Annotated in this window: 15 protein-coding genes and 1 pseudogene; 2 read left to right on the top strand and 14 right to left on the bottom strand. The window is 72.2% G+C overall.

All coding sequences use genetic code 11. From position 1 onward, the window contains the following. Nucleotides 1-13: 13 nt before the first annotated feature. From ACFPZJ_RS04260 to ACFPZJ_RS04230, 7 genes are all read right to left on the bottom strand, one after another. Nucleotides 14-1,387: an NAD(P)/FAD-dependent oxidoreductase gene (locus ACFPZJ_RS04260; protein WP_381017390.1), complete on the bottom strand. Its 1,374-nt coding sequence runs from the start codon at nt 1,385-1,387 to the stop codon at nt 14-16. A gap of 218 nt (nt 1,388-1,605) precedes the next feature. Then, nucleotides 1,606-3,345 (bottom strand): PP2C family protein-serine/threonine phosphatase, encoded by a 1,740-nt coding sequence (locus ACFPZJ_RS04255; protein ID WP_381017387.1) that lies wholly within the window; start codon nt 3,343-3,345, stop codon nt 1,606-1,608. Next, on the bottom strand, nt 3,342-4,709 hold the full coding sequence (locus ACFPZJ_RS04250) for a SpoIIE family protein phosphatase (protein ID WP_381017384.1): 1,368 nt from the start codon (nt 4,707-4,709) through the stop codon (nt 3,342-3,344). The genes ACFPZJ_RS04255 and ACFPZJ_RS04250 overlap by 4 nt, the downstream gene beginning before the upstream one ends. Beyond that, a complete protein-coding gene (locus ACFPZJ_RS04245; RefSeq protein WP_381018951.1) occupies nt 4,709-5,149 on the bottom strand; it encodes an anti-sigma regulatory factor in 441 nt (146 codons plus the stop codon). The genes ACFPZJ_RS04250 and ACFPZJ_RS04245 overlap by 1 nt, the downstream gene beginning before the upstream one ends. Next, nucleotides 5,149-5,568, bottom strand: a complete 420-nt coding sequence (locus ACFPZJ_RS04240; protein ID WP_381017381.1) for an STAS domain-containing protein — start codon at nt 5,566-5,568, stop codon at nt 5,149-5,151. The genes ACFPZJ_RS04245 and ACFPZJ_RS04240 overlap by 1 nt, the downstream gene beginning before the upstream one ends. Then, entirely contained in the window at nt 5,565-6,461 is an 897-nt protein-coding gene (locus ACFPZJ_RS04235; protein WP_381017379.1) for an STAS domain-containing protein, read from the bottom strand. The genes ACFPZJ_RS04240 and ACFPZJ_RS04235 overlap by 4 nt, the downstream gene beginning before the upstream one ends. 220 nt (nt 6,462-6,681) lie before the next feature. Then, nucleotides 6,682-7,083, bottom strand: a complete 402-nt coding sequence (locus tag ACFPZJ_RS04230; protein ID WP_381017376.1) for an STAS domain-containing protein — start codon at nt 7,081-7,083, stop codon at nt 6,682-6,684. Between the two features lie 350 nt (nt 7,084-7,433). Between ACFPZJ_RS04230 and ACFPZJ_RS04225 the strand changes: the two genes are divergently transcribed. Beyond that, nucleotides 7,434-7,805, top strand: coding sequence for a PRC-barrel domain containing protein (locus tag ACFPZJ_RS04225; protein WP_381017373.1), 372 nt, complete (start codon nt 7,434-7,436; stop codon nt 7,803-7,805). Between the two features lie 134 nt (nt 7,806-7,939). Here ACFPZJ_RS04225 and ACFPZJ_RS04220 read toward each other — a convergent pair whose 3' ends face one another. Together ACFPZJ_RS04220 and ACFPZJ_RS04215 are read right to left on the bottom strand one after the other, a co-directional pair. Beyond that, the gene (locus ACFPZJ_RS04220) at nt 7,940-8,374 is read right to left on the bottom strand and encodes an ATP-binding protein (RefSeq protein ID WP_381017370.1); all 435 of its coding nucleotides are present in this window, start codon (nt 8,372-8,374) and stop codon (nt 7,940-7,942) included. A 116-nt stretch (nt 8,375-8,490) separates the two neighbouring features. Continuing rightward, on the bottom strand, nt 8,491-10,389 hold the full coding sequence (locus ACFPZJ_RS04215; protein WP_381017367.1) for an AMP-dependent synthetase/ligase: 1,899 nt from the start codon (nt 10,387-10,389) through the stop codon (nt 8,491-8,493). A gap of 153 nt (nt 10,390-10,542) precedes the next feature. On the opposite strand from ACFPZJ_RS04215, the gene ACFPZJ_RS04210 reads away from it, so the two are divergent. Continuing rightward, the gene (locus ACFPZJ_RS04210; RefSeq protein ID WP_381017363.1) at nt 10,543-10,779 is read left to right on the top strand and encodes a DUF6480 family protein; all 237 of its coding nucleotides are present in this window, start codon (nt 10,543-10,545) and stop codon (nt 10,777-10,779) included. Between the two features lie 39 nt (nt 10,780-10,818). Here ACFPZJ_RS04210 and ACFPZJ_RS04205 read toward each other — a convergent pair whose 3' ends face one another. The 5 genes and pseudogenes from ACFPZJ_RS04205 to ACFPZJ_RS04185 form a co-directional block, all read right to left on the bottom strand. Continuing rightward, nucleotides 10,819-11,907 carry a glutamate--cysteine ligase 2 gene (locus tag ACFPZJ_RS04205; protein WP_381017361.1) on the bottom strand — a complete coding sequence of 363 codons (1,089 nt, stop codon included), beginning with the start codon at nt 11,905-11,907 and terminating at the stop codon, nt 10,819-10,821. A 112-nt stretch (nt 11,908-12,019) separates the two neighbouring features. After that, entirely contained in the window at nt 12,020-14,236 is a 2,217-nt protein-coding gene (gene glgB, locus ACFPZJ_RS04200; protein WP_381017359.1) for a 1,4-alpha-glucan branching enzyme, read from the bottom strand. Between the two features lie 2 nt (nt 14,237-14,238). Continuing rightward, entirely contained in the window at nt 14,239-15,600 is a 1,362-nt protein-coding gene (locus tag ACFPZJ_RS04195) for a maltokinase N-terminal cap-like domain-containing protein (protein ID WP_381017356.1), read from the bottom strand. Nucleotides 15,601-15,628: 28 nt separating this feature from the next. Beyond that, nucleotides 15,629-17,347, bottom strand: a complete 1,719-nt coding sequence (gene treS, locus ACFPZJ_RS04190) for a maltose alpha-D-glucosyltransferase (protein ID WP_381017353.1) — start codon at nt 17,345-17,347, stop codon at nt 15,629-15,631. Beyond that, a pseudogene (locus ACFPZJ_RS04185) lies at nt 17,344-17,810 on the bottom strand (DUF3459 domain-containing protein); the annotation flags it as partial. The pseudogene ACFPZJ_RS04185 and the gene treS, both read right to left, overlap by 4 nt.

The following is a 17,810-nucleotide window of genomic DNA, read 5'->3' as shown; positions in this document are numbered from 1 at the left end:
GGCCCGTGTCCTCTCAGTCCTGCCGTGCGGTGCCCTCGACGTGGGCCCGCACCTGCTCCGGCGTCAGATACATGTCGGTGTACTCGAAGTCCTTCAGCTTGGCCGGCTTGCGGGCCTGGAAACCGGTCCGTACGAAGTCGTCGCCGGCGACCGCGTTGAGCAGCCAGTTCGTCATCACCCGGGTCTTGGCGACATTGGTGCGCAGTGCCGACCAGTGGTAGCCGCGCGCGACGGCCTGGGCGGGCAGGCCCCGCAGTTCGACACCCAGCGGCTTGGACACCGCGTCCTTGCCGCCGAGGTCCACCACCAAGCCGAGGTCCTTGTGCGTGTACGGCTGCATCGGCCGGTTGCGCAGGGTGGCGATGACATTGTCGGCGACGTGCTTGCCCTGCCGCATGGCGTGCTGCGCGGTGGGCGGGCAGACGGCGCTCTCCTCGCCCTTGGCCAGATCGGGCACGGCGGCGGCGTCACCGAGCGCGAACACCCCGTCGTGGCCCGGCAGGCACATCTCGGCGGTGACCGCGAGCCGCCCCCGCACCGTCTCCGCGCCCAGCGTCGCCATCAGCGGGCTGGCGACGACCCCGGCGGTCCAGATGAGCGTACGGGTGGGGATCACCCGGCCGTCGGTGAAGGTGACCTCCTCGGGGCCGGCCTTCTCGATGGAGACGCCCAGCGAGATCTCGATGCCGCGCCGGCGGAGGATCTCCTGCGCGCTGCGCCCGAGCTTGTCGCCCAGCTCGGGCATCAGCTTCGGCGCGATGTCGATCAGATGCCACTTGATCAGGCCCGGGTCGATGCGCGGGTAGCGCTTGACGGCGGCGTGCGTCAGGCGCTGCAGGCAGGCCGCCGTCTCGGTGCCGGCGTAGCCCCCGCCGACCACCACGAACTGCAGGCGCGCGGCCCGCTCGGCCGGGTCCTGGCTCGCGTCGGCCAGGTCCAGCTGCGAGATGACGTGGTCACGGATGTAGGCGGCCTCGGCGAGTGTCTTCATGCCGAAGGCGTGGTCCGTCAGCCCCGGGATGTCGAAGGTGCGGGTGACGCTGCCGGGAGCCAGCACGATGTAGTCGTACGGCTCGTTGACGATCTTGTCGGTGATGGTGCGGATGACGCAGACCTTGGACTTCAGGTCCACGCCGATCGCTCCGCCCGGGATGATCCGGGTGCGGTACTTCTTGCTGCGGCGCAGGGAGACGGCGATCGACTGTGGCGTCAGCACGCCGGAGGCGACCTGGGGCAGCAGCGGCAGGTAGAGCTGGTAGGCGAACGGCGTCACCAGCGTGACGTCGGCCTCGTCGGGGGAGAGTTTGCGCTCCAGGCGGCGGACGCACTCCACGCCGGCGAAGCCTGCGCCAACCACCAGGATCCTGGGTCGTGTCACGGTGTTCATCCCTTTCTGCGGCTCCAGGCGGTCTGCCTCAACGCCTTTCGCCTGCCCCTGGATCGTGGCTTCGCACCCCTCGATCCCACCGCGTCCACGGTGGGCGCGCGAGCCGGACGGGGCAGGCAGACGAACGTGTCGATCACCACCATGCCCCTCCCGTGGCCGAAACGCACCAGGCGGGAGTGAAGAACGCGTGCACACCCGGGCCCGGCGGGACCCTCGGCTCAGGCCGGCTGCCCCGCCCCGCCCTGCAGGTGGCACAGCAACAGACAGACGTCGTCGTCCCGTTCGGAGTCGCTGAGCAGGGGACGCAGGATGCCGTCCGCCGCGCCCTCCAGGTCCGCGTCCAGCTCCGAGGAGCCGAATCCGGCCAGTGCCGTCGCCAGCCGCTCGATGCCCGGGTCTATCCCCAGAGCCCGCCGCTCGACCAGTCCGTCCGTGTACAGGGCCAGCGTCGAGCCGGGCGACAGCCGCACGGCGTGGTCGTCGATCTCCTGCGTCAGCGGAATGCCGAGCATGGCGCCCGGTTTGGCGTCCAGGATGTGCACCCGCCCGTCGGGGGTGCGCAGCACCGGCGGCGGATGGCCCGCGGCGGCCCACGTCACGGTGGGCTCCTCGGGATGGAACCGCGCGATGACCGCGGTGGCGTACAGATCCGGCTGCAGATGGTGCAGGAACATGTGCAGCCTGGTCAGCAGCCGGCCCGGGCTGCCGCCGTCGACGGCGTACGCGCGCAGCGCGGTGCGCAGCTGGCTCATCATCACGGCCGCGTGCAGTCCGTGCCCGGTCACGTCGCCGACGACGGTGATGAGACCGCCGTCCGGCTGCCGGAAGGCGTCGTACCAGTCACCGCCGATGTTCAGCCCGTGCGTGGCCGGCAGATAGCGCGCGGCCAGGCTGAGGCCCGGTGTGGTCGGCAGCTCCGTGAGCAGGGCGCGCTGCAGCGTCTCGGCGATGTCGCGGTTGTGCTCGAAGCGCCGGGCGTTGTCGATGGCGATGCTGGCCCGCCGGGTGAGCTCGATCAGCATCACCGCGTCGTCCGGGTCCCAGCGCTCACCGGGCGGCGACAGCGTCAGCACGCCCAGCGGCGCCCGCCGCGTCGGCAGCGGGATGCACAGCAGCGGCCGGGTGGGATCCAGTGCCGACGGCGGCTGGTCGTCGACACCGGGCAGATGGCCGGGGTGGTCGGCGGCGTACTGCGGCCGACCGGTGCGGGCCGCGATCACGGCGGCGGCCGCGTGGGGCGCCGACCGGTGCCGGTCGCCGTTGGTGTCGTTGTCGAACAGCCACACGTCGACACTGCGGGCGTACTCCGGCACCAGCAGGTCCGGCAGCCGGCTGACGATCTCGTCGTGGTTGAGCGACGCCGTCAGCACGGCGCTCGCGTCCGCGAGGAACGTCAGCCTGCGGCGCGCGTTCTCCGCCTCGGTGCGCGCCCGGCGTTCCGCCGCGAACGCCTCCCGCTGGGCCCGTCCCGCCGCGTCCAGCTCGGCGTGCAGCGCCAGGACGCCCTGGTTGGTCTGGTGCAGCTCCTCCCGGTGGAAGGCGACCAACTCCTCCTGCTCGGCGAGCTTGTCCAGCACCACGGCCGTGTCCTCGTCGGCGCCCAGCAGCGCCTCCGCCAGGGCGTCGGCACCGCCGTCCACGGCCGCGGCGCCGGACACCTCCGCCGCCTCGGGGCAGGCGACCGTCACCTCCCACGGCGTCTCCCCGGCCGCGCACGCGTCCTGCGTCGGCGTCACCACGGCGTGCAGTCGGCGCTCCCCGCCCGGGGCGCCGACCGCCTCCAGGGTGAGCCGCCAGGTGCCGCCCTTGGTCAGGCACTGCCGCAGATGGGCGCTGACCGATGCGGCCAGGCGGGAACGGTCGACGGTGGGCACACCGTACGCGGCGGCCAGGCGCGCCAGAGCGATGCGGGCCCGCGCCGCATCGGTGACGGTGGTGATCTGCCAAGTACGCATCATGGGCGGTCCGGCGGGGTCGGAGTCAGCACGGCCACGGCGGTGTCGTCCCGCACCGGTCGGGCGGAACTGCTGGCGTCGCGTATCGTCACCGCGGCCGTCACGGCCGGGTCGGCCGCCGGCAGAGCCGGGTCCGAGGGCGGCGTCCAGCGGCTGGGCAGCCCGTCGGTGTGCAGGATCAGCATCCGGTCGTCCGCCCAGGCGACCTCCTCCTCGCGCAGGGTGGTGGGCCGGTGGACGCCGACGATGCCGGGCCGGGACAGCAGCGAACGCCAGGTGCCGTCCTGCCGCAGCCGCGCCCCGATGTTCCCGACGCCGGCGAACCGCAGCCGCCGGGCACGGGTGTCGAGCTGGGCGACGGCGACGGCCGCACCCCGGGTGCCGCCCAGCGCCGAGTGGAGCTGCCGCAGCGACTCGGCGGGTGTCAGGTGCGCCGAGCGGTGCAGCGCCTCCACGGCCGCGGTCGAGGCGCGCGCCGCCTCGGGGCCGTGCCCGAGCCCGTCGGCCATCATCAGCGTCACCCGGTCCTCGTCCCGGACCCACGCCCAGGCGTCCCCCGAGTACGCGGCCCCGGCGAACGGCACGTTGACGCCACCGGCGCGGACGCCGCAGACGGACGGCCGCTCGGCGCCCCGCCCGTCGCCGTGTGGGGCAGGCGAGCCGCCCGGCGCCCCCTGGCCCGAAGCACCGCCGCCGTCCTGCGTGCCGCCCGGCACGCCGTACCAGGCCCCGTCGGCGGGCGCTGCCCCCTCGGCCGGTCCGTAGCCCCGGTGCGCCGCGGGCGCGCCGGCACCGGGACCGCCGTCGGAGGACGGTCGGCCGCCGTGGCCCGCGGCGTCGTACGACCCGGCTCCCGGGGCTCCGCCGGCCCGCGGCACGCCGCCGTGCGTCCAGCTGATCCGGCCCGCGAGGGCCGACCCGGCGCGCACCAGTCCGCGACGGCGCGGCACCCGGCCGACGCGGGCGACGGCGACCGTGCCCCGGCCGGGCACACTGTGCACGTCGAAGTCGTCGGAGAGCCGCAGACACGTGCCCAGGCCCGCGCCCAGCGAGCCGGTCGCCGAGACACCGTCGCGCATGGCCGCCGGCACGTCGCGGATCCCGGGGCCGTGGTCGAGCGCGGCGATCTGCACCACCCGGTGGTCCACCGGGCCGCCCCGCAGGACGGACGGGGCCACGACGTCGATGAGCACCTCACCGCCCTCCGCGTGCTTCAGCAGATTGGTGGCCAGTTCCGTCGCGACCAGCGCGGCGGCCGCGGTCCGCCGATCGTCGAGCCCGGCCGCGGCGGCCGCCTCCTCCGCGGCCACCCGGACGTCACGGACCCGGGTCGAGTCGTGAACCGGGACGTCCCACACACGCGGCATCACGCCTCCTCGCGCGGACGCGGCGGAGCGGCCACCCACGAGGTCACCCGCACCGTGGTCCCGGCTCCCGGGGTGCTCTCTATCGAGAAATCGTGCACCAGGCGCCGCGCGCCGCCCAGCCCCATTCCCAGCCCGTCGCCGGAGGTGTAGCCGTCGCTGAGCGCCTGGTCGAGATCGGAGATGCCCGGCCCCTCGTCCGTGAAGGTCAGCCGGAGCCCGTGCGCGCCCCCGCTGGTGACGTGCGTCGTCTCCATCTGTCCGCCCCCGCCGTGCACGAGGGTGTTGCGGGCCAGCTCACTGGCCGCGGTGACCAGCTTCGTCTGGTCCACCAGGCCGAAGCCGAGCTGGGCGGCGGCCTGCCGCACATGCTGGCGCACCCACACCAGGTCCATGTCCGACCGGATGGGCAGGCAGGCCTCGACGCCCGCGGCAGTGTGCATCACGGACTCTCCTGGCGCCGGCCGCCGGGGCGGGACGTCGAGGTGGTTTGCCCGAGCAGTTCCATGGCCGCCTCGGTGCTGAGCGCGGTGCTCAACCCCGGGAGCGTCAGGCCCAGTTCGACCAGGGTGATGGCGACGGCCGGACGCATGCCGGCCACCACCGTGCGTGCGGCCAGCAGCTTCGCCTGCGCCGCGATCTCGGCCAGGACCCGGCCGAGGAAGGAGTCGACGATCTCCACGCCGGAGATGTCGATGAGGACACCGCGGACCCCGGTACGGGAGATGGTCTCGGCGAGGTCCTGCTGCAGCTGCTGCGCCGAGCTGTCGTGCAGGTCGCCCTGCAGCGTCACCAGCAGGACGTCGCCCAGCCTGAGGACCGGGACGTGTCCCGCGGCGGGGTAGGAGAACGCTTCGCTCACCGCTGCCCCGCACCGCCCGGCGTCGCGTTGATGATGTCGGCGCCGAGCTTGTGCAGGGCGTACGCCAGCGCGTCGGCGAGGCTCGCACGGGTGACCACGTCCAGGTCCAGACCGAGGTGGACGATGGTCTGCGCGATCGCCGGGCGGATGCCGGAGACGATGCACTGCGCGCCCATCAGGCGGGCCGCGGCCACCGTCTTCATCAGGTGCTGCGCCACCAGCGAGTCGACCGTGGGCACACCGGTGATGTCGAGGATCGCGAAGCGGGCGTGCTGGTCGACGACCGCGTTCAGCAGCGTCTCCATCACGACCTGGCTGCGGGCGCTGTCGAGGGTCCCGATCAGCGGGACGGCCACGATGCCGTCCCACAGCCTGATGACAGGCGTGGCCACCTCCATCAGCTGCAGCCGCTGCCGGTCGATGAGCGCCTGCCCCTCGCTGAGCGCGGTCTGCATGGCGACCAGCCGCAGGGTGCCCATCAGCACCGTCAACGCGGTCGAACAAGCCCGCAGATGCTCGGGCGGCAACTGCTCCAGGTCCGCGACGAGCAGGTTCTCGACGGGCGGGCGCAGAGCGGCCAGCTCGCTCGAGACCTGCGTGTTGGACAGCCCGGCGCGGGACCGGGCCGCGCCCATCCGGGCCAGCTGCTCGCGCACCTCACTGAACCCGGCGGCGTCCGGGTCGTCGACCCGGCCCGTGTCCGCGACCTGGGCCAGCGCGTCGACGACGACCTTGCCCGCCTCCACCGCCTCGTCCCGCGAGACGGTGAACACGGTGCGGAACAGGGGTTCGTCCGCCCACCGCTGGGCGATCTGCTCCCGACGGCGGACCAGAAAATCCCTCACCTCGTGCGTCGGCGTTCCGAACTGTCCGTCCGCTTCGTGCTCCGGCACCTGCTTGTCTCCTCATCCGCGTTGCGTCGCACCGAGCCCGCTGGAGGCAACGAGACGGCGATATGACTCTGCCGGGCGACAACTCTAACCACGCGCCGACCTCGTACGACACCAGGTCCGGAGCATGCGGGCCGGTTCAGTGGCACGGCGGCCGGCGACCGGCGTGACGCCCGTGCCAAGGGCGAACAGGCGTTCGGCCGGGCGGGGCCGGGCGGCCCCGTCAGGCCTCCCGACCGCTCTGCTCCCCGGGGGCGTCCGGCCCCTGGTCGACGCGGTCGAGGGCCTTCTCGACGCTCTCCGAGACCGGCACGGTGATGCTGACGCCCGTCAGGTCGAGTATCCGGCGCACCGCGGGAGTCGGGCGGATGACGTGCACACTGCCGGCGTCCTTACGGGTCTCCTGGTAGATCCGCAGGATGATGTTCATGCCCGAGGAATCCATGAAGGGCACGGCCGACAGGTCCAGCAGGAAGTGCCGTCGGCCGTGGTGGAGCTGATTGGCCAGATGGGCCTGGAACTCGGTCGCGGTGTCGACGTCCAGGTAGCCGTCGACAGTGATCAACGCCACGTCCTCACGGGGCAGCTCGACCTCCACGGACAGCGGGTTCTGGGCAAGGGGCACGAGTTCCTCCAACAATTGCTGACGGCCTGGGCTGGTCACCGCGGCCGGTGACCGGGATGCGGGGCGACGCCGGTCGGGTGCCGGGCTCGGACACCGCGTCTCATGTGCCTCCTTTCACCTGCCGGGTTCCCTGTTTCACCGCGCCCCCGCGATTACCCCCGAATCCACCCCCCATTCCTCCCGGCCCGGCCCTGATCCGCGGCCGGGCGGGCGGCGTCGTACGACGGCCCGCGACACGCCGAATGCGGTTGCGGGAGAAGGGTATTTGGTGCTGTGGAGCCGGGGCGGGCGCGCGAACCGTCCGCCGGGCGCTCCGCGACCCGCACACCGTTCGGGAGGGAAGGAGCAGCGTGGCCACCGACAGAATCTGGTCGTACGCGCCGGACAGCGGTCACGTCGAGGGGCAGGATCTGACGGGCTTCACGGTCGCCGCGGCCGACGGCACCATCGGGCACGTGGACCGGGAGGCCGCCCCGCACGGCATGCGGCACCTGGTCGTCGACACCGGCGTGTGGGTGTTCGGCAGGAGTGTCCTGGTGCCGGCCGGCGTCGTCACCGGCATCGACCCGCAGGCCCGGCGGATCACCCTGGCCTGCACCGGGGGAGAGGCGAAGGAGGCCCCCCGCTTCCGCACCGACAGCGAGACGCTGGACCAGGGCTATCTGAGGACCGTCGGCGACTACTACGACCGGCTGCCGCCGCGCGAGACGGCCTCGGTCTGAGCCGGTCTACGCACAGGGCCCGGGAACCTCTCCCGTCCACCCGGGGGAGGAACCCGGGTCACCGGCCGGGGGCCGGTCCGCCGGGACGGGCCGTCCGCCAGGGAGGAACCTGGTTCACCGGGACGTGACCCGGGTCACCAGGGGAGGAACACGTGCACGTCCTTGCCGCGCTCGTCGGTCACCACGCTGACCTGGTCGCAGAGCGTGTGTATCAGGTGCCAGCCGATGCCGCCGCCACCGCTGCGCGGATCGAAGGGGCGCGGGGCCGGCGGGGTCGTACTGCTGTCGCGCAGCACCACGTGCACCCCGTCGAAGGTCCTGCGCATCCGCAGCGCGAAGGGGCCCGGAGCGTACTGCACCGCGTTGGCGGCCAGTTCCGTCACCACCAACAGGATGTCGTCCCAGTACTCGGGGGCGGAGGGTGGCGAGGAGCGCGCCAGGTCGCGCAGGAACCCCTCCGCGGCCAGTCGCGCCCCCGTCACGTCGTGCGGCTCGCCCGCGAAGCTGTTCGTGCGGCTCGGAATCTCCTCGGCAGTCAGTGCGTCGTCCCCACGCGGCTCGGTTGACATATCGCCTCTCGGGCCCGGTGTCAGCAGGCCTGTCAGCCTTTCTCATGTGGTCTCTTGCGTCGCCACTGTTGCGTGTTCCCGTGGGGGCCGGGCCTACTCGTCCGGTTCCTCAGCCCTCAGCGGAACACATTGTCGGAGTCGTCCCACGCGGACAACACCTCGGAGGAGTGCAGCCGGCCGGGGCGCGCCCGGGACTGGTACATCGCCTCGATCTCGGCCGCGTAGTGCCGCACGATCTCGTCCCGGCGCAGCTTCATCGACGGCGTCAGCAACCCGTTCGTCACGTCGAACGGCTCCGGCAGGATGCGGAACACACGGATCGACTCCGGGCGCGACACGGCGCTGTTGGCCGCGGCCACACCCCGGGCGACCTCCTCGCGCAGCGCGTTCTCCTCGCGTGCCTCCCGCGCGTCGCCCTGCAGCGCCAGCCCCGCCCGCCAGTGTGCGAGGAACTCCGGGTCCAGCGTGATCAGCGCCCCCACACAGGGCCGGTTGTCGCCGACGACGACCGCCTGGTGGATCAGCGGGTGCATCCGCAGCCGCTGCTCCAGGAACGCCGGCGCCACGCTCTTGCCGCTGCTGGTGATGATGACGTCCTTCTTGCGGCCGGTGATCGTGAGATATCCCTCGGAGTCCAGCTGCCCGAGGTCCCCGGTGGCCAGCCAGCCGCCGCGCAGCGCGGCCCGGGTGGCGGCCTCGGCGCCCACGTAGCCCTGGAACACCGACGGCCCGCGCACCAGGATCTCCCCGTCCTCGGCGACCCGGATCTCCGTGCCCGGCAGGGCCTGCCCGACGGTGCCGGACTTCTCCCGCCCCAGCGGCTGCATCGTCGCCCCGCCGCAGGTCTCCGTCAGGCCGTACCCGTCGTGCACGTAGATGCCGATGCCCTCGTAGAAGAGGGACAGGTCGCGGGTGAGCGGCGAGCCGCCGGAGGTGGCCCGGCGCACCCGGCCGCCGAGCGCCTCCCGCAGCCTGCGGTAGACCGTGCGTTCGTACAGGGCGTGCTGCAGCCGCAGGTCGAGGCCGGGCCCCGACCCCCTGCCCAGCCGCTGCCGTTCGACGGCGGCTGCGAAGTCCCGTGCCGTGTCGGCGGCCCGCTCGAAGAGACTGCCGCGGCCCGCCTGCTGGGCCGTGCGCAGCATGTTCTTGTAGATCTTCTCGAACACCGACGGGACGCCGTAGAAGTACGTCGGGCGGAACAAGCGCAGGGCCGAGGCGAGGGAGTCCCCGCTCAGGTCGGGTTCGTGCGCCATCAGCATGCCGCCGCGCACGCAGATGCCCTGGATCATCAGGCCGTACACGTGGGAGAAGGGCAGGTACGCCAGGACCGAGCCCTGCTCCCCCGGGGGCGCCGTCGTCTCCTTCCAGCCCGCCAGCAGCGTGTCGCAGGGGCTGGCCAGACCGCGGTGGCTCAGGGCGCATCCCAGGGCGCGGCCCGTCGTGCCGGAGGTGTAGGCGATGACGGCCGTGGAGTCCGGCAGCACGATGCGGCGCATCGACTCGACCGTGGCCAGCGGGATGAACTCGCCGCGCGCCACCAGCTCCTCCAGCGCACCCGCGTCCAGCTGCCAGACGTGGCGCAGCTGCGGCAGTGAGGCGCACACCGAGCCCACCGTCATCACGCCCTGCTCGTCCTCGACGACGACGGCCACACAGCCGGCGTCCCTCAGGATCCACTCCACCTGGTCGCGGGAGGAGGTCGGATAGATCGGCACGACCTCGGCGCCCACCGACCAGAGCGCGTAGGCCAGCACCGTCCACTCGTACCGGGTGCGCGCCATGATCGCGACGCGCCGCCCGGGCGAGATCCCCGACGCGATCAGCCCCTTCGCCAGATCGACCACCTCGTCGCGGAACTCGACGGCCGTCACCTCCTCCCAGGTCGCGGAGGCCGGGTCGGGGCGGCGGGCCAGCATCGGCAGCGTGGGCTCGCGGTCGGCCGTCTCGAAGAGACTGTCGGCGAGCCCGCCGGTCAGGGGCGCGGCGGCCGGGGGAGCCGGAGCGAGATCGCGCATGCACTGCTCCTGACGTGTACGGGGTGTGACTCTGCCGACGAGTACCGTCATCGGCGGTGCTCGAATGTAGCCGAGCCGAGGCCCCGCGGGGTGGGGAATGCGCAAGTGCGCCGTCCCCTGATGATCTCGCCGGGTTCGGGGGACTCGGACCGCATGAGTCAACACGTCAGTCCCGATCCCGAACCCGAACGCAGCTCCGGCCTGGAACCCGGCGGCGGCGTACCGCCCGGCGAGACCCCGCCCGCGGAGAGCAGCATGCCCGAGGCGGGCCCCCGTGAGACGCACAACCCGCCCAAGGGCTGGGCCAAGGCACCCCTGGCACTGATCCTCGTGGTGACCGTGCTGGTCGCGGCGTTCTTCCTGGCCTACGCCCTGGTGCTGCTGCTCTGAGCCGCGCCCCGGCGCCCGGTGGGTGGTGAACGGAACGCCTCACGCCTGCGTGTGCCGCACGCACTCCGTGACGACGTCCCGCAGGCTTCCCGTGCGCTCCAGCAGGGCGCGCTGCACCTGCGCGCCGTTGCCGTCCCGCAGCAGCCCGGCGCAGGTTTCCCGGGCCCGCTCCAGGTCCCCTGTCTCCTCCAGTGCCTCGCCGACATGGTCCAACAGGGACCGTACGACCGCCTCCGCCGGCATGCGCCGCATGGTCGCGGGGTGCAGCAGTTCGCCCGTGAGGCCGGACCGGGCGGCCCGCCAGTCGGCCAGCCGCAGCAGGCTCACGCTGTGGTCGACCGGCTCGGTGCCCGCCCGCCACTCGCGTGCGGCGGTCTCCACGAGCCCGCGGGCCAGGGTGGCGATCAGCACGGCGGTGTCCGCGTGCAGACAGACGTCCGAGACCCGTATCTCCACCGTCGGATAGCGGCGGGACAGCCGGGCGTCGAAGTAGATCATCGCGTCGTCGAGGATCGTGCCGGTGGCCACCATCTCCGCGACCCGCCGGTGGTACCGCTCGACGGAGCCGAAGATCTCGGTCGGACCGGCCGACGGCCAGCGCTGCCACACCCGGCTGCGGTAGCTGCTGTACCCGGTGTCCTTGCCCTGCCAGAACGGCGAGTTCGCGCTGAGCGCGGCCAGCACGGACAGCCAGGGCCGCACCCGGTCGACGACCGCGACGCCCTCCTCGTCGGAGTCGACGTTCACATGGACGTGACAGCCCAGCACCAGTTGCTCCTGGGTGGCGATGCCGTACTCCTGCGCCATCCACTGGTAGCGCCGGTTGACGCCCACGGCGGGGCTCACGGGCAGCGGTGAGGTCGCCAGCGCCGCGACGGTGCAGCCGATCTCGCCGGCGTGCCGCGCGGCCTCCTTGCGGCAGCGCACGATCTCCGCGCGCAGGCTCTCCATCGACGACTGCGGATGAGTGGCGAACTCCAGCATCTGTTCGTGGAGTTCCTTCTCGAAGACGTCCTGGTCCGCATCGTCCTGCTCGGCGCGGGCGAGTACCGCGGCGGACAGCGCCCGCGGTTCGCCGGACTCCGGATCGACCAGGAGGAGCTCCTCCTCCACTCCGACAGTGCGCACGTGATGCCGCCCTTTCTGTGACCTGACGCGGCGACGACGAGGGGGGTTCCTCGGTCGTACGACCCCGAATGCCCCGCTCGGAGCAGTCGGAACCTGCCGCCGCCTCAGGACTTCACAGAGCGAACGGCGTCAGCCACACCGTGGCCAGCGGGGGAAGCGTGATCCGTACGCACCCGTCCTCCGGCTTGACGGGGTCGGGGTTGGTGACGCCGCTGCCGCCGTAGCAGACGGCGTCGGTGTTGAGGATCTCCTCCCAGGCAGCGGTGCCGTCGGGCACGCCGAGCCGGTAGTCGTGCCGCACGACGGGGGAGAAGTTCGACACCGCGAGCAGCGGGTTGCCCTCGGCGTCGAACCGCAGGAAGGCGAAGACGTTGTCGTCGGCCGCGTCCACCGCCACCCACCGGAAGCCCTCCGGGCGGGTGTCGCACTGCCACAGGGCGGGCGTCGCCCGGTAGACCGTGTTCAGGTCCCGCACCAGGTCGCGCACGCCCCGGTGGTCGCCCGCCGAGTGGTAGCCCTCGTCGAGCAGCCACCACTCCGGCCCCCGCTCCACCGACCACTCCGCTCCCTGGGCGAACTCCTGCCCCATGAACAGCAACTGCTTGCCGGGGTGGGCCCACATGTAGCCGAGGTAGGCGCGGACGTTGGCGCGCCGCTGCCACCAGTCGCCGGGCATCTTCGACACCAGCGCCTGCTTGCCGTGCACGACCTCGTCGTGGGAGATGGGCAGCACGAAGTTCTCGCTGTAGGCGTACACCATCGAGAACGTCATCTCGTTGTGGTGGTACTTGCGGTGCACCGGCTCCTTGGAGATGTACTCCAGCGAGTCGTGCATCCAGCCCATGTTCCACTTCAGCCCGAAGCCGAGCCCGCCGGTGTCGGTCGGCCGGGTCACCCCGCCCCACGCGGTGGACTCCTCGGCGATGGTGACCACGCCGGGTGCCCGCCGGTACACGGTCGCGTTCATCTCCTGCAGGAACGCCATGGCCGCCAGGTCCTCCCGGCCGCCGTGGACGTTGGGCTCCCACTGGCCGTCCTCGCGGGAGTAGTCGAGGTACAGCATCGAGGCGACCGCGTCCACGCGCAGCCCGTCGATGTGGAACTCCTCGCACCAGTACACGGCGTTGGCCACCAGGAAGTTGCGGACCTCGGTGCGCCCGAAGTCGAACTCGTACGTGCCCCAGTCCGGGTGCTCCGCGCGCCGGGCGTCCCCGGGTTCGTACAGCGGGTCCCCGTCGAACCGGGCCAGCGCCCAGTCGTCCTTCGGGAAGTGCGCCGGCACCCAGTCCATGATCACGCCGATGCCGGACCGGTGGCAGGCGTCGACGAAGTACCGGAAGTCGTCCGGGGTGCCGAGGCGGGCCGTGGGGGCGTAGAAGCCGGTGACCTGGTAGCCCCAGGAGCCGTGGAAGGGGTGCTCGGCGACCGGCATCAGCTCGACGTGGGTGAAGCCGAGGTCCTTGACGTACGCGGGGAGTTCCTCGGCCAGCTCCCGGTAGGTCAGCCCGGGCCGCCAGGACGGCAGGTGCACCTCGTACACCGAGAAGGGCGCCTCGTGCACCGGGGTGTCCGCGCGTTGCGCCATCCACTCCTGGTCGCCCCACGTGTAGTGGGAGGCCGTCACGATCGACGCCGTGTTCGGCGGCTCCTCGGTGCGGCGTGCCATCGGGTCCGCCTTGAGGAACCGGTGGCCGTACCGGGAGGTGATCTCGAACTTGTACGGGGTGCCCTCGCCGACGCCGGGCAGGAACAGCTCCCACACCCCGGAGGCGCCCATCGACCGCATCGGGAACTGGGTGCCGTCCCAGTAGGTGAAGTCCGCGGCGACCCGGACGCCCTGCGCGTTCGGTGCCCACACCGTGAAGCGGGTGCCGGTCACGCCCTGGTGGGTCATCGGGTGCGCGCCGAGCGCCTTCCACAGCTCCTCGTGGCGGCCCTCGCGGATCAGGTGCAGGTCGAGCTCGCCGAGCGAGGGCAGGAAGCGGTACGGGTCGTGCACCTCCTGCTCGTCGGCCTCCCCGTCCCCGTACGCCACCAGCAGCGTGTAGACGGGGATCTCGTCCAGCGGCAGCACGCCGGAGAACAGGCCGTCGCCCTCGGAGGTGAGGCGGGTGCGGATCCTGTCGATCACCACGCTCACGGAGCGGGCGAAGGGGCGCAGCGCCCGGAAGACGATCCCGTCGGCGACCGGGTGGGCGCCGAGCAGTGCGTGCGGATCGTGGTGGGCGCCCGCCAGCAGGCGCCCACGGTCCTCCGGGCTCAGGGGCGGGGCGGTCCCGCACGGGACGGGTCCGGACGGCTCGGGGAGTGAGGTGTCACGCAGGGCCACGGTCAGTCTCCTCTCACGGCGAGGCGTTCGATCGCCGCCATGGGTACGGGCAGCCAGTCGGGGCGGTGCCGGGCCTCGTACAGCACCTCGTACACGGCCCGGTCCGTCTCGTAGGCGCGCAGCAGGCCGTGCTTCTTGCGCGGGTCCCACCCGGCGCTGGCGGCGTAGCCCGCGCAGTAGGCCTCCCGGCAGCGGCGCGCCCACTCCGGGCGCCAGGGGCGGCGCTGCCGGGCGGCGTAGTCGAAGGAGCGCAGCATGCCGGCGATGTCCCGCACGGGGGAGTGGGCGCTGCGCCGTTCGGAGAGCGGCCGGGACGGCTCGCCCTCGAAGTCGATGACGAACCACTCGCGCCCGGCCCGCAGCACCTGACCGAGGTGCAGGTCGCCGTGGATGCGCTGGGCGGGCGGCCCGGGGTCGCAGGTGGTGAGCGCGGCGAAGGCGGCCCGCAGGCCGGGGACGAACGGCTGGAGGGCCGGGACGCAGTGTGCGGCGGCGGTCAGCCGCTCGTGCATCGCCGCCGCCGTCCGGGCGTTCTCCCCCGGCGCGCCCACGGGGAAGGCCGAGGCCAGCGCGAGGTGGACCTCCGCGGTGGCCCCGCCGAGCGCGCGGGCCTGGACCGTGAAGTCGTCCCCGGCGGCGAGCGCGTGCAGGGCCAGCGTCCAGCCGTCGGAGGCGTCGCGCAGATACGGCTGGAGCACGCCGAGCGTCGCCCGGAACGGATGCCGGGTCTGGAACCAGGCCACCGGTGCGGGGACGCGGTGGCAGCCCTGGCGGGCCAGCGCGCCCGGCACCTCCAAGTCGGGGTTGACGCCGGGCTGGATGCGCCGGAACACCTTCAGGATGTACTCGTCGCCGTACACCAGCGAGGAGTTGGACTGCTCGGCGTCCAGCAGACGCGGCGCGAGTCCGGTGGTCACCGGCAGGGACGGGTCGCACTCGAAGCGCAGCGGGCCCGCCCAGCCGGGCTGCCGCAGCCGTTCCAGGAGCAGCTGGGCCGAACGCGGGTCGTGGAGCGCGTCGTAGACCGTCAGACCGGCCAGCGGCCCGTCCTGCACCCGCCCGATCAGCGCCCGGCCGAGCCGGGGCGAGGGGTGCTCCCGTACGCCGAGCAGGAGCTGGTAGCAGTCACCGGCCGGGTGGGCGCCGCCCGGGGCGGGCACGCCGCCGTGCCCGGCGTGGACCAGCAGGTGCAGACACCCCGGGTAGAGCTCGGTCACGGACAGCACGCCGAGCTCGGTGACGGGCCGGTCCTTGCCGGCGAACCAGCGCTGCCGTGGCAGCCACTCGCGCAGCAGCTCGCCGAGCGATTCGAGGGGCTCGGCGAGGAGCGTGCGGTCCGGGCGGAGGGATGCGGTCTTCGGCATGGTCACGCCTCCTTTCGTCGGCGCATGCTCACAGGCGTCGGCCGATGCGGGATGCGACTCGAGTGAGCCGGAACCAGTAGAAGCCGTGGCCCCCGAGGGTCAGCAGGTACGGCAGTTCGCCGATGGCCGGGAAGCGCACCCCGCCGAACAGCTCCACCGGATGGCGGCCGGCGAACTCGCGCAGGTCGAGTTCGGTGGGCTGCGCGAAGCGCGCGAAGTTGTTCACACAGAGCACCAGGTCGTCCTCGTACTCCCGCAGGAAGGCGAGGACCGCGGGGTTGGAGGAGGACAGCTCGGTGTAGGAGCCGAGTCCGAAGGCGATGTTCTGCTTGCGGATCTCGATCATGCGGCGGGTCCAGTGCAGCAGGCTGGACGGCGAGGCCATCGAGGCCTCGACGTTGGTGACCTGGTGGCCGAAGACCGGGTCCATGATCACGGGCAGGGTGAGCCGGCCCGGGTCGCAGGTGGAGAAGCCCGCGTTCCTGTCCGGGGTCCACTGCATCGGCGTGCGGACCGCGTCGCGGTCGCCGAGCCAGATGTTGTCGCCCATGCCGATCTCGTCGCCGTAGTAGATGATCGGCGAGCCCGGCAGGGAGAGCAGCAGGGCCGTGAAGAGTTCGATCGAGTGGCGGTCGTTGTCGAGCAGCGGGGCGAGTCGGCGCCGGATGCCGATGTTGGCGCGCATGCGGGGGTCCTTGGCGTACTCGGCCCACATGTAGTCGCGCTCTTCGTCGGTGACCATCTCCAGGGTCAGCTCGTCGTGGTTGCGCAGGAAGATGCCCCACTGGCAGCCCGAGGGGATGGCCGGGGTCTTGGCGAGGATCTCGGAGACCGGGTAGCGGGATTCCCGCCGTACGGCCATGAAGATGCGCGGCATGACCGGGAAGTGGAAGGCCATGTGGCACTCGTCACCGCCCCGCTCGTAGTCGCCGAAGTAGTCGACGACGTCCTCCGGCCACTGGTTGGCCTCCGCCAGCAGCACGGTGTCGGGGTACTGGGCGTCGATCTCGCGGCGCACCCGCTTGAGGAACTCATGGGTGGCCGGCAGGTTCTCGCAGTTGGTGCCCTCGGCCGCGTACAGGTACGGCACCGCGTCCAGCCGGAAGCCGTCGATGCCCAGGTCCAGCCAGAAGCGCAGGGCGGCCAGGATCTCCTCCTGGACGCGCGGGTTCTCGTAGTTGAGGTCCGGCTGGTGCGAGAAGAAGCGGTGGAAGTAGTACTGCTTGCGCACCGGGTCGTACGTCCAGTTGGAGACCTCGGTGTCGACGAAGATGATGCGGGCGTCCGGGTAGCCCTTGTCGTCGTCGGCCCACATGTAGAAGTCGCCGTACGGCCCGTCGGGGTCCTTCCTCGACTCCTGAAACCACGGGTGCTGGTCGCTGGTGTGGTTCATGACGAAGTCGATGATCACGCGCATGCCGCGCTGGTGGGCGGCGTCGACGAACTCCACGAAGTCGGCCAGGTCACCGAAGTCCGGCAGCACGGCGGTGTAGTCGGAGACGTCGTAGCCGCCGTCCCTCAGCGGCGACTTGAAGAAGGGCGGCAGCCACAGGCAGTCGACGCCCAGCCACTGGAGATAGTCGAGTTTGGCGGTCAGGCCGCGCAGGTCGCCGACGCCGTCGCCGTTGCTGTCCTGGAAGGAGCGGACGAGGACCTCGTAGAACACGGCGCGTTTGAACCACTCAGGGTCCCGGTCTTTCGCGGGTGTGTCCTCGAAGGTGTCCGGTACGGGCTCGTTGACGGTCATGACGTTCCTGCCCCTCCGTTCGGCGACGCGGCGGGCGGCAACTGGACGTGCAGGACGTGTGCGGGAGCCCGCCCCGGCTCCAGGCGCACGTAGTTGGACCTGCCCCAGAGATACGTCTCGCCCGTCAGCTCGTCGCGCACCGGTGTGAACTCGCCCCAGTCAAGGCCGAGTTGCGGCATGTCGAGGCAGACCGTCGCCTCCTGCGGGTGGTGCGGGTCGAGGTTGGCGACCACCAGCACGACGTCGTCCCCGGTGCGCTTGCTGTAGGCGATGAGCGCGTCGTTGTCGGTGTCGTGGAAGCGGAGGTTCCTGAGCCGTCGCAGGGCCGGGTGGGCCCGCCGGATGGTGTTGAGCCTGGTGATCAGGGGGGTGATGGTGCGGCCTTCGCGTTCGGCTGTCTCCCAGTCGCGGGGGCGGAGCTGGTACTTCTCGGAGTCGAGGTACTCCTCGCTGCCCTCGCGCA

The organism is Streptomyces bullii (assembly GCF_042657145.1).
GTDB lineage: Bacteria > Actinomycetota > Actinomycetes > Streptomycetales > Streptomycetaceae > Streptomyces > Streptomyces bullii.
This window is presented reverse-complemented; position numbering and strand designations above follow the sequence as displayed.

Coding starts and splice junctions, on each gene's coding strand:
- ACFPZJ_RS04210 (WP_381017363.1), top strand. CDS start 10,543: ATGAGTCAACACGTCAGTCCCGATCCCGAACCCGAACGCAGCTCCGGC.
- ACFPZJ_RS04215 (WP_381017367.1), bottom strand. CDS start 10,389: ATGCGCGATCTCGCTCCGGCTCCCCCGGCCGCCGCGCCCCTGACCGGC.
- ACFPZJ_RS04250 (WP_381017384.1), bottom strand. CDS start 4,709: ATGCCGCGTGTGTGGGACGTCCCGGTTCACGACTCGACCCGGGTCCGT.
- ACFPZJ_RS04245 (WP_381018951.1), bottom strand. CDS start 5,149: ATGCACACTGCCGCGGGCGTCGAGGCCTGCCTGCCCATCCGGTCGGAC.
- treS (WP_381017353.1), bottom strand. CDS start 17,347: ATGACCGTCAACGAGCCCGTACCGGACACCTTCGAGGACACACCCGCG.
- ACFPZJ_RS04260 (WP_381017390.1), bottom strand. CDS start 1,387: ATGAACACCGTGACACGACCCAGGATCCTGGTGGTTGGCGCAGGCTTC.
- ACFPZJ_RS04220 (WP_381017370.1), bottom strand. CDS start 8,374: ATGTCAACCGAGCCGCGTGGGGACGACGCACTGACTGCCGAGGAGATT.
- ACFPZJ_RS04195 (WP_381017356.1), bottom strand. CDS start 15,600: ATGCCGAAGACCGCATCCCTCCGCCCGGACCGCACGCTCCTCGCCGAG.
- ACFPZJ_RS04255 (WP_381017387.1), bottom strand. CDS start 3,345: ATGATGCGTACTTGGCAGATCACCACCGTCACCGATGCGGCGCGGGCC.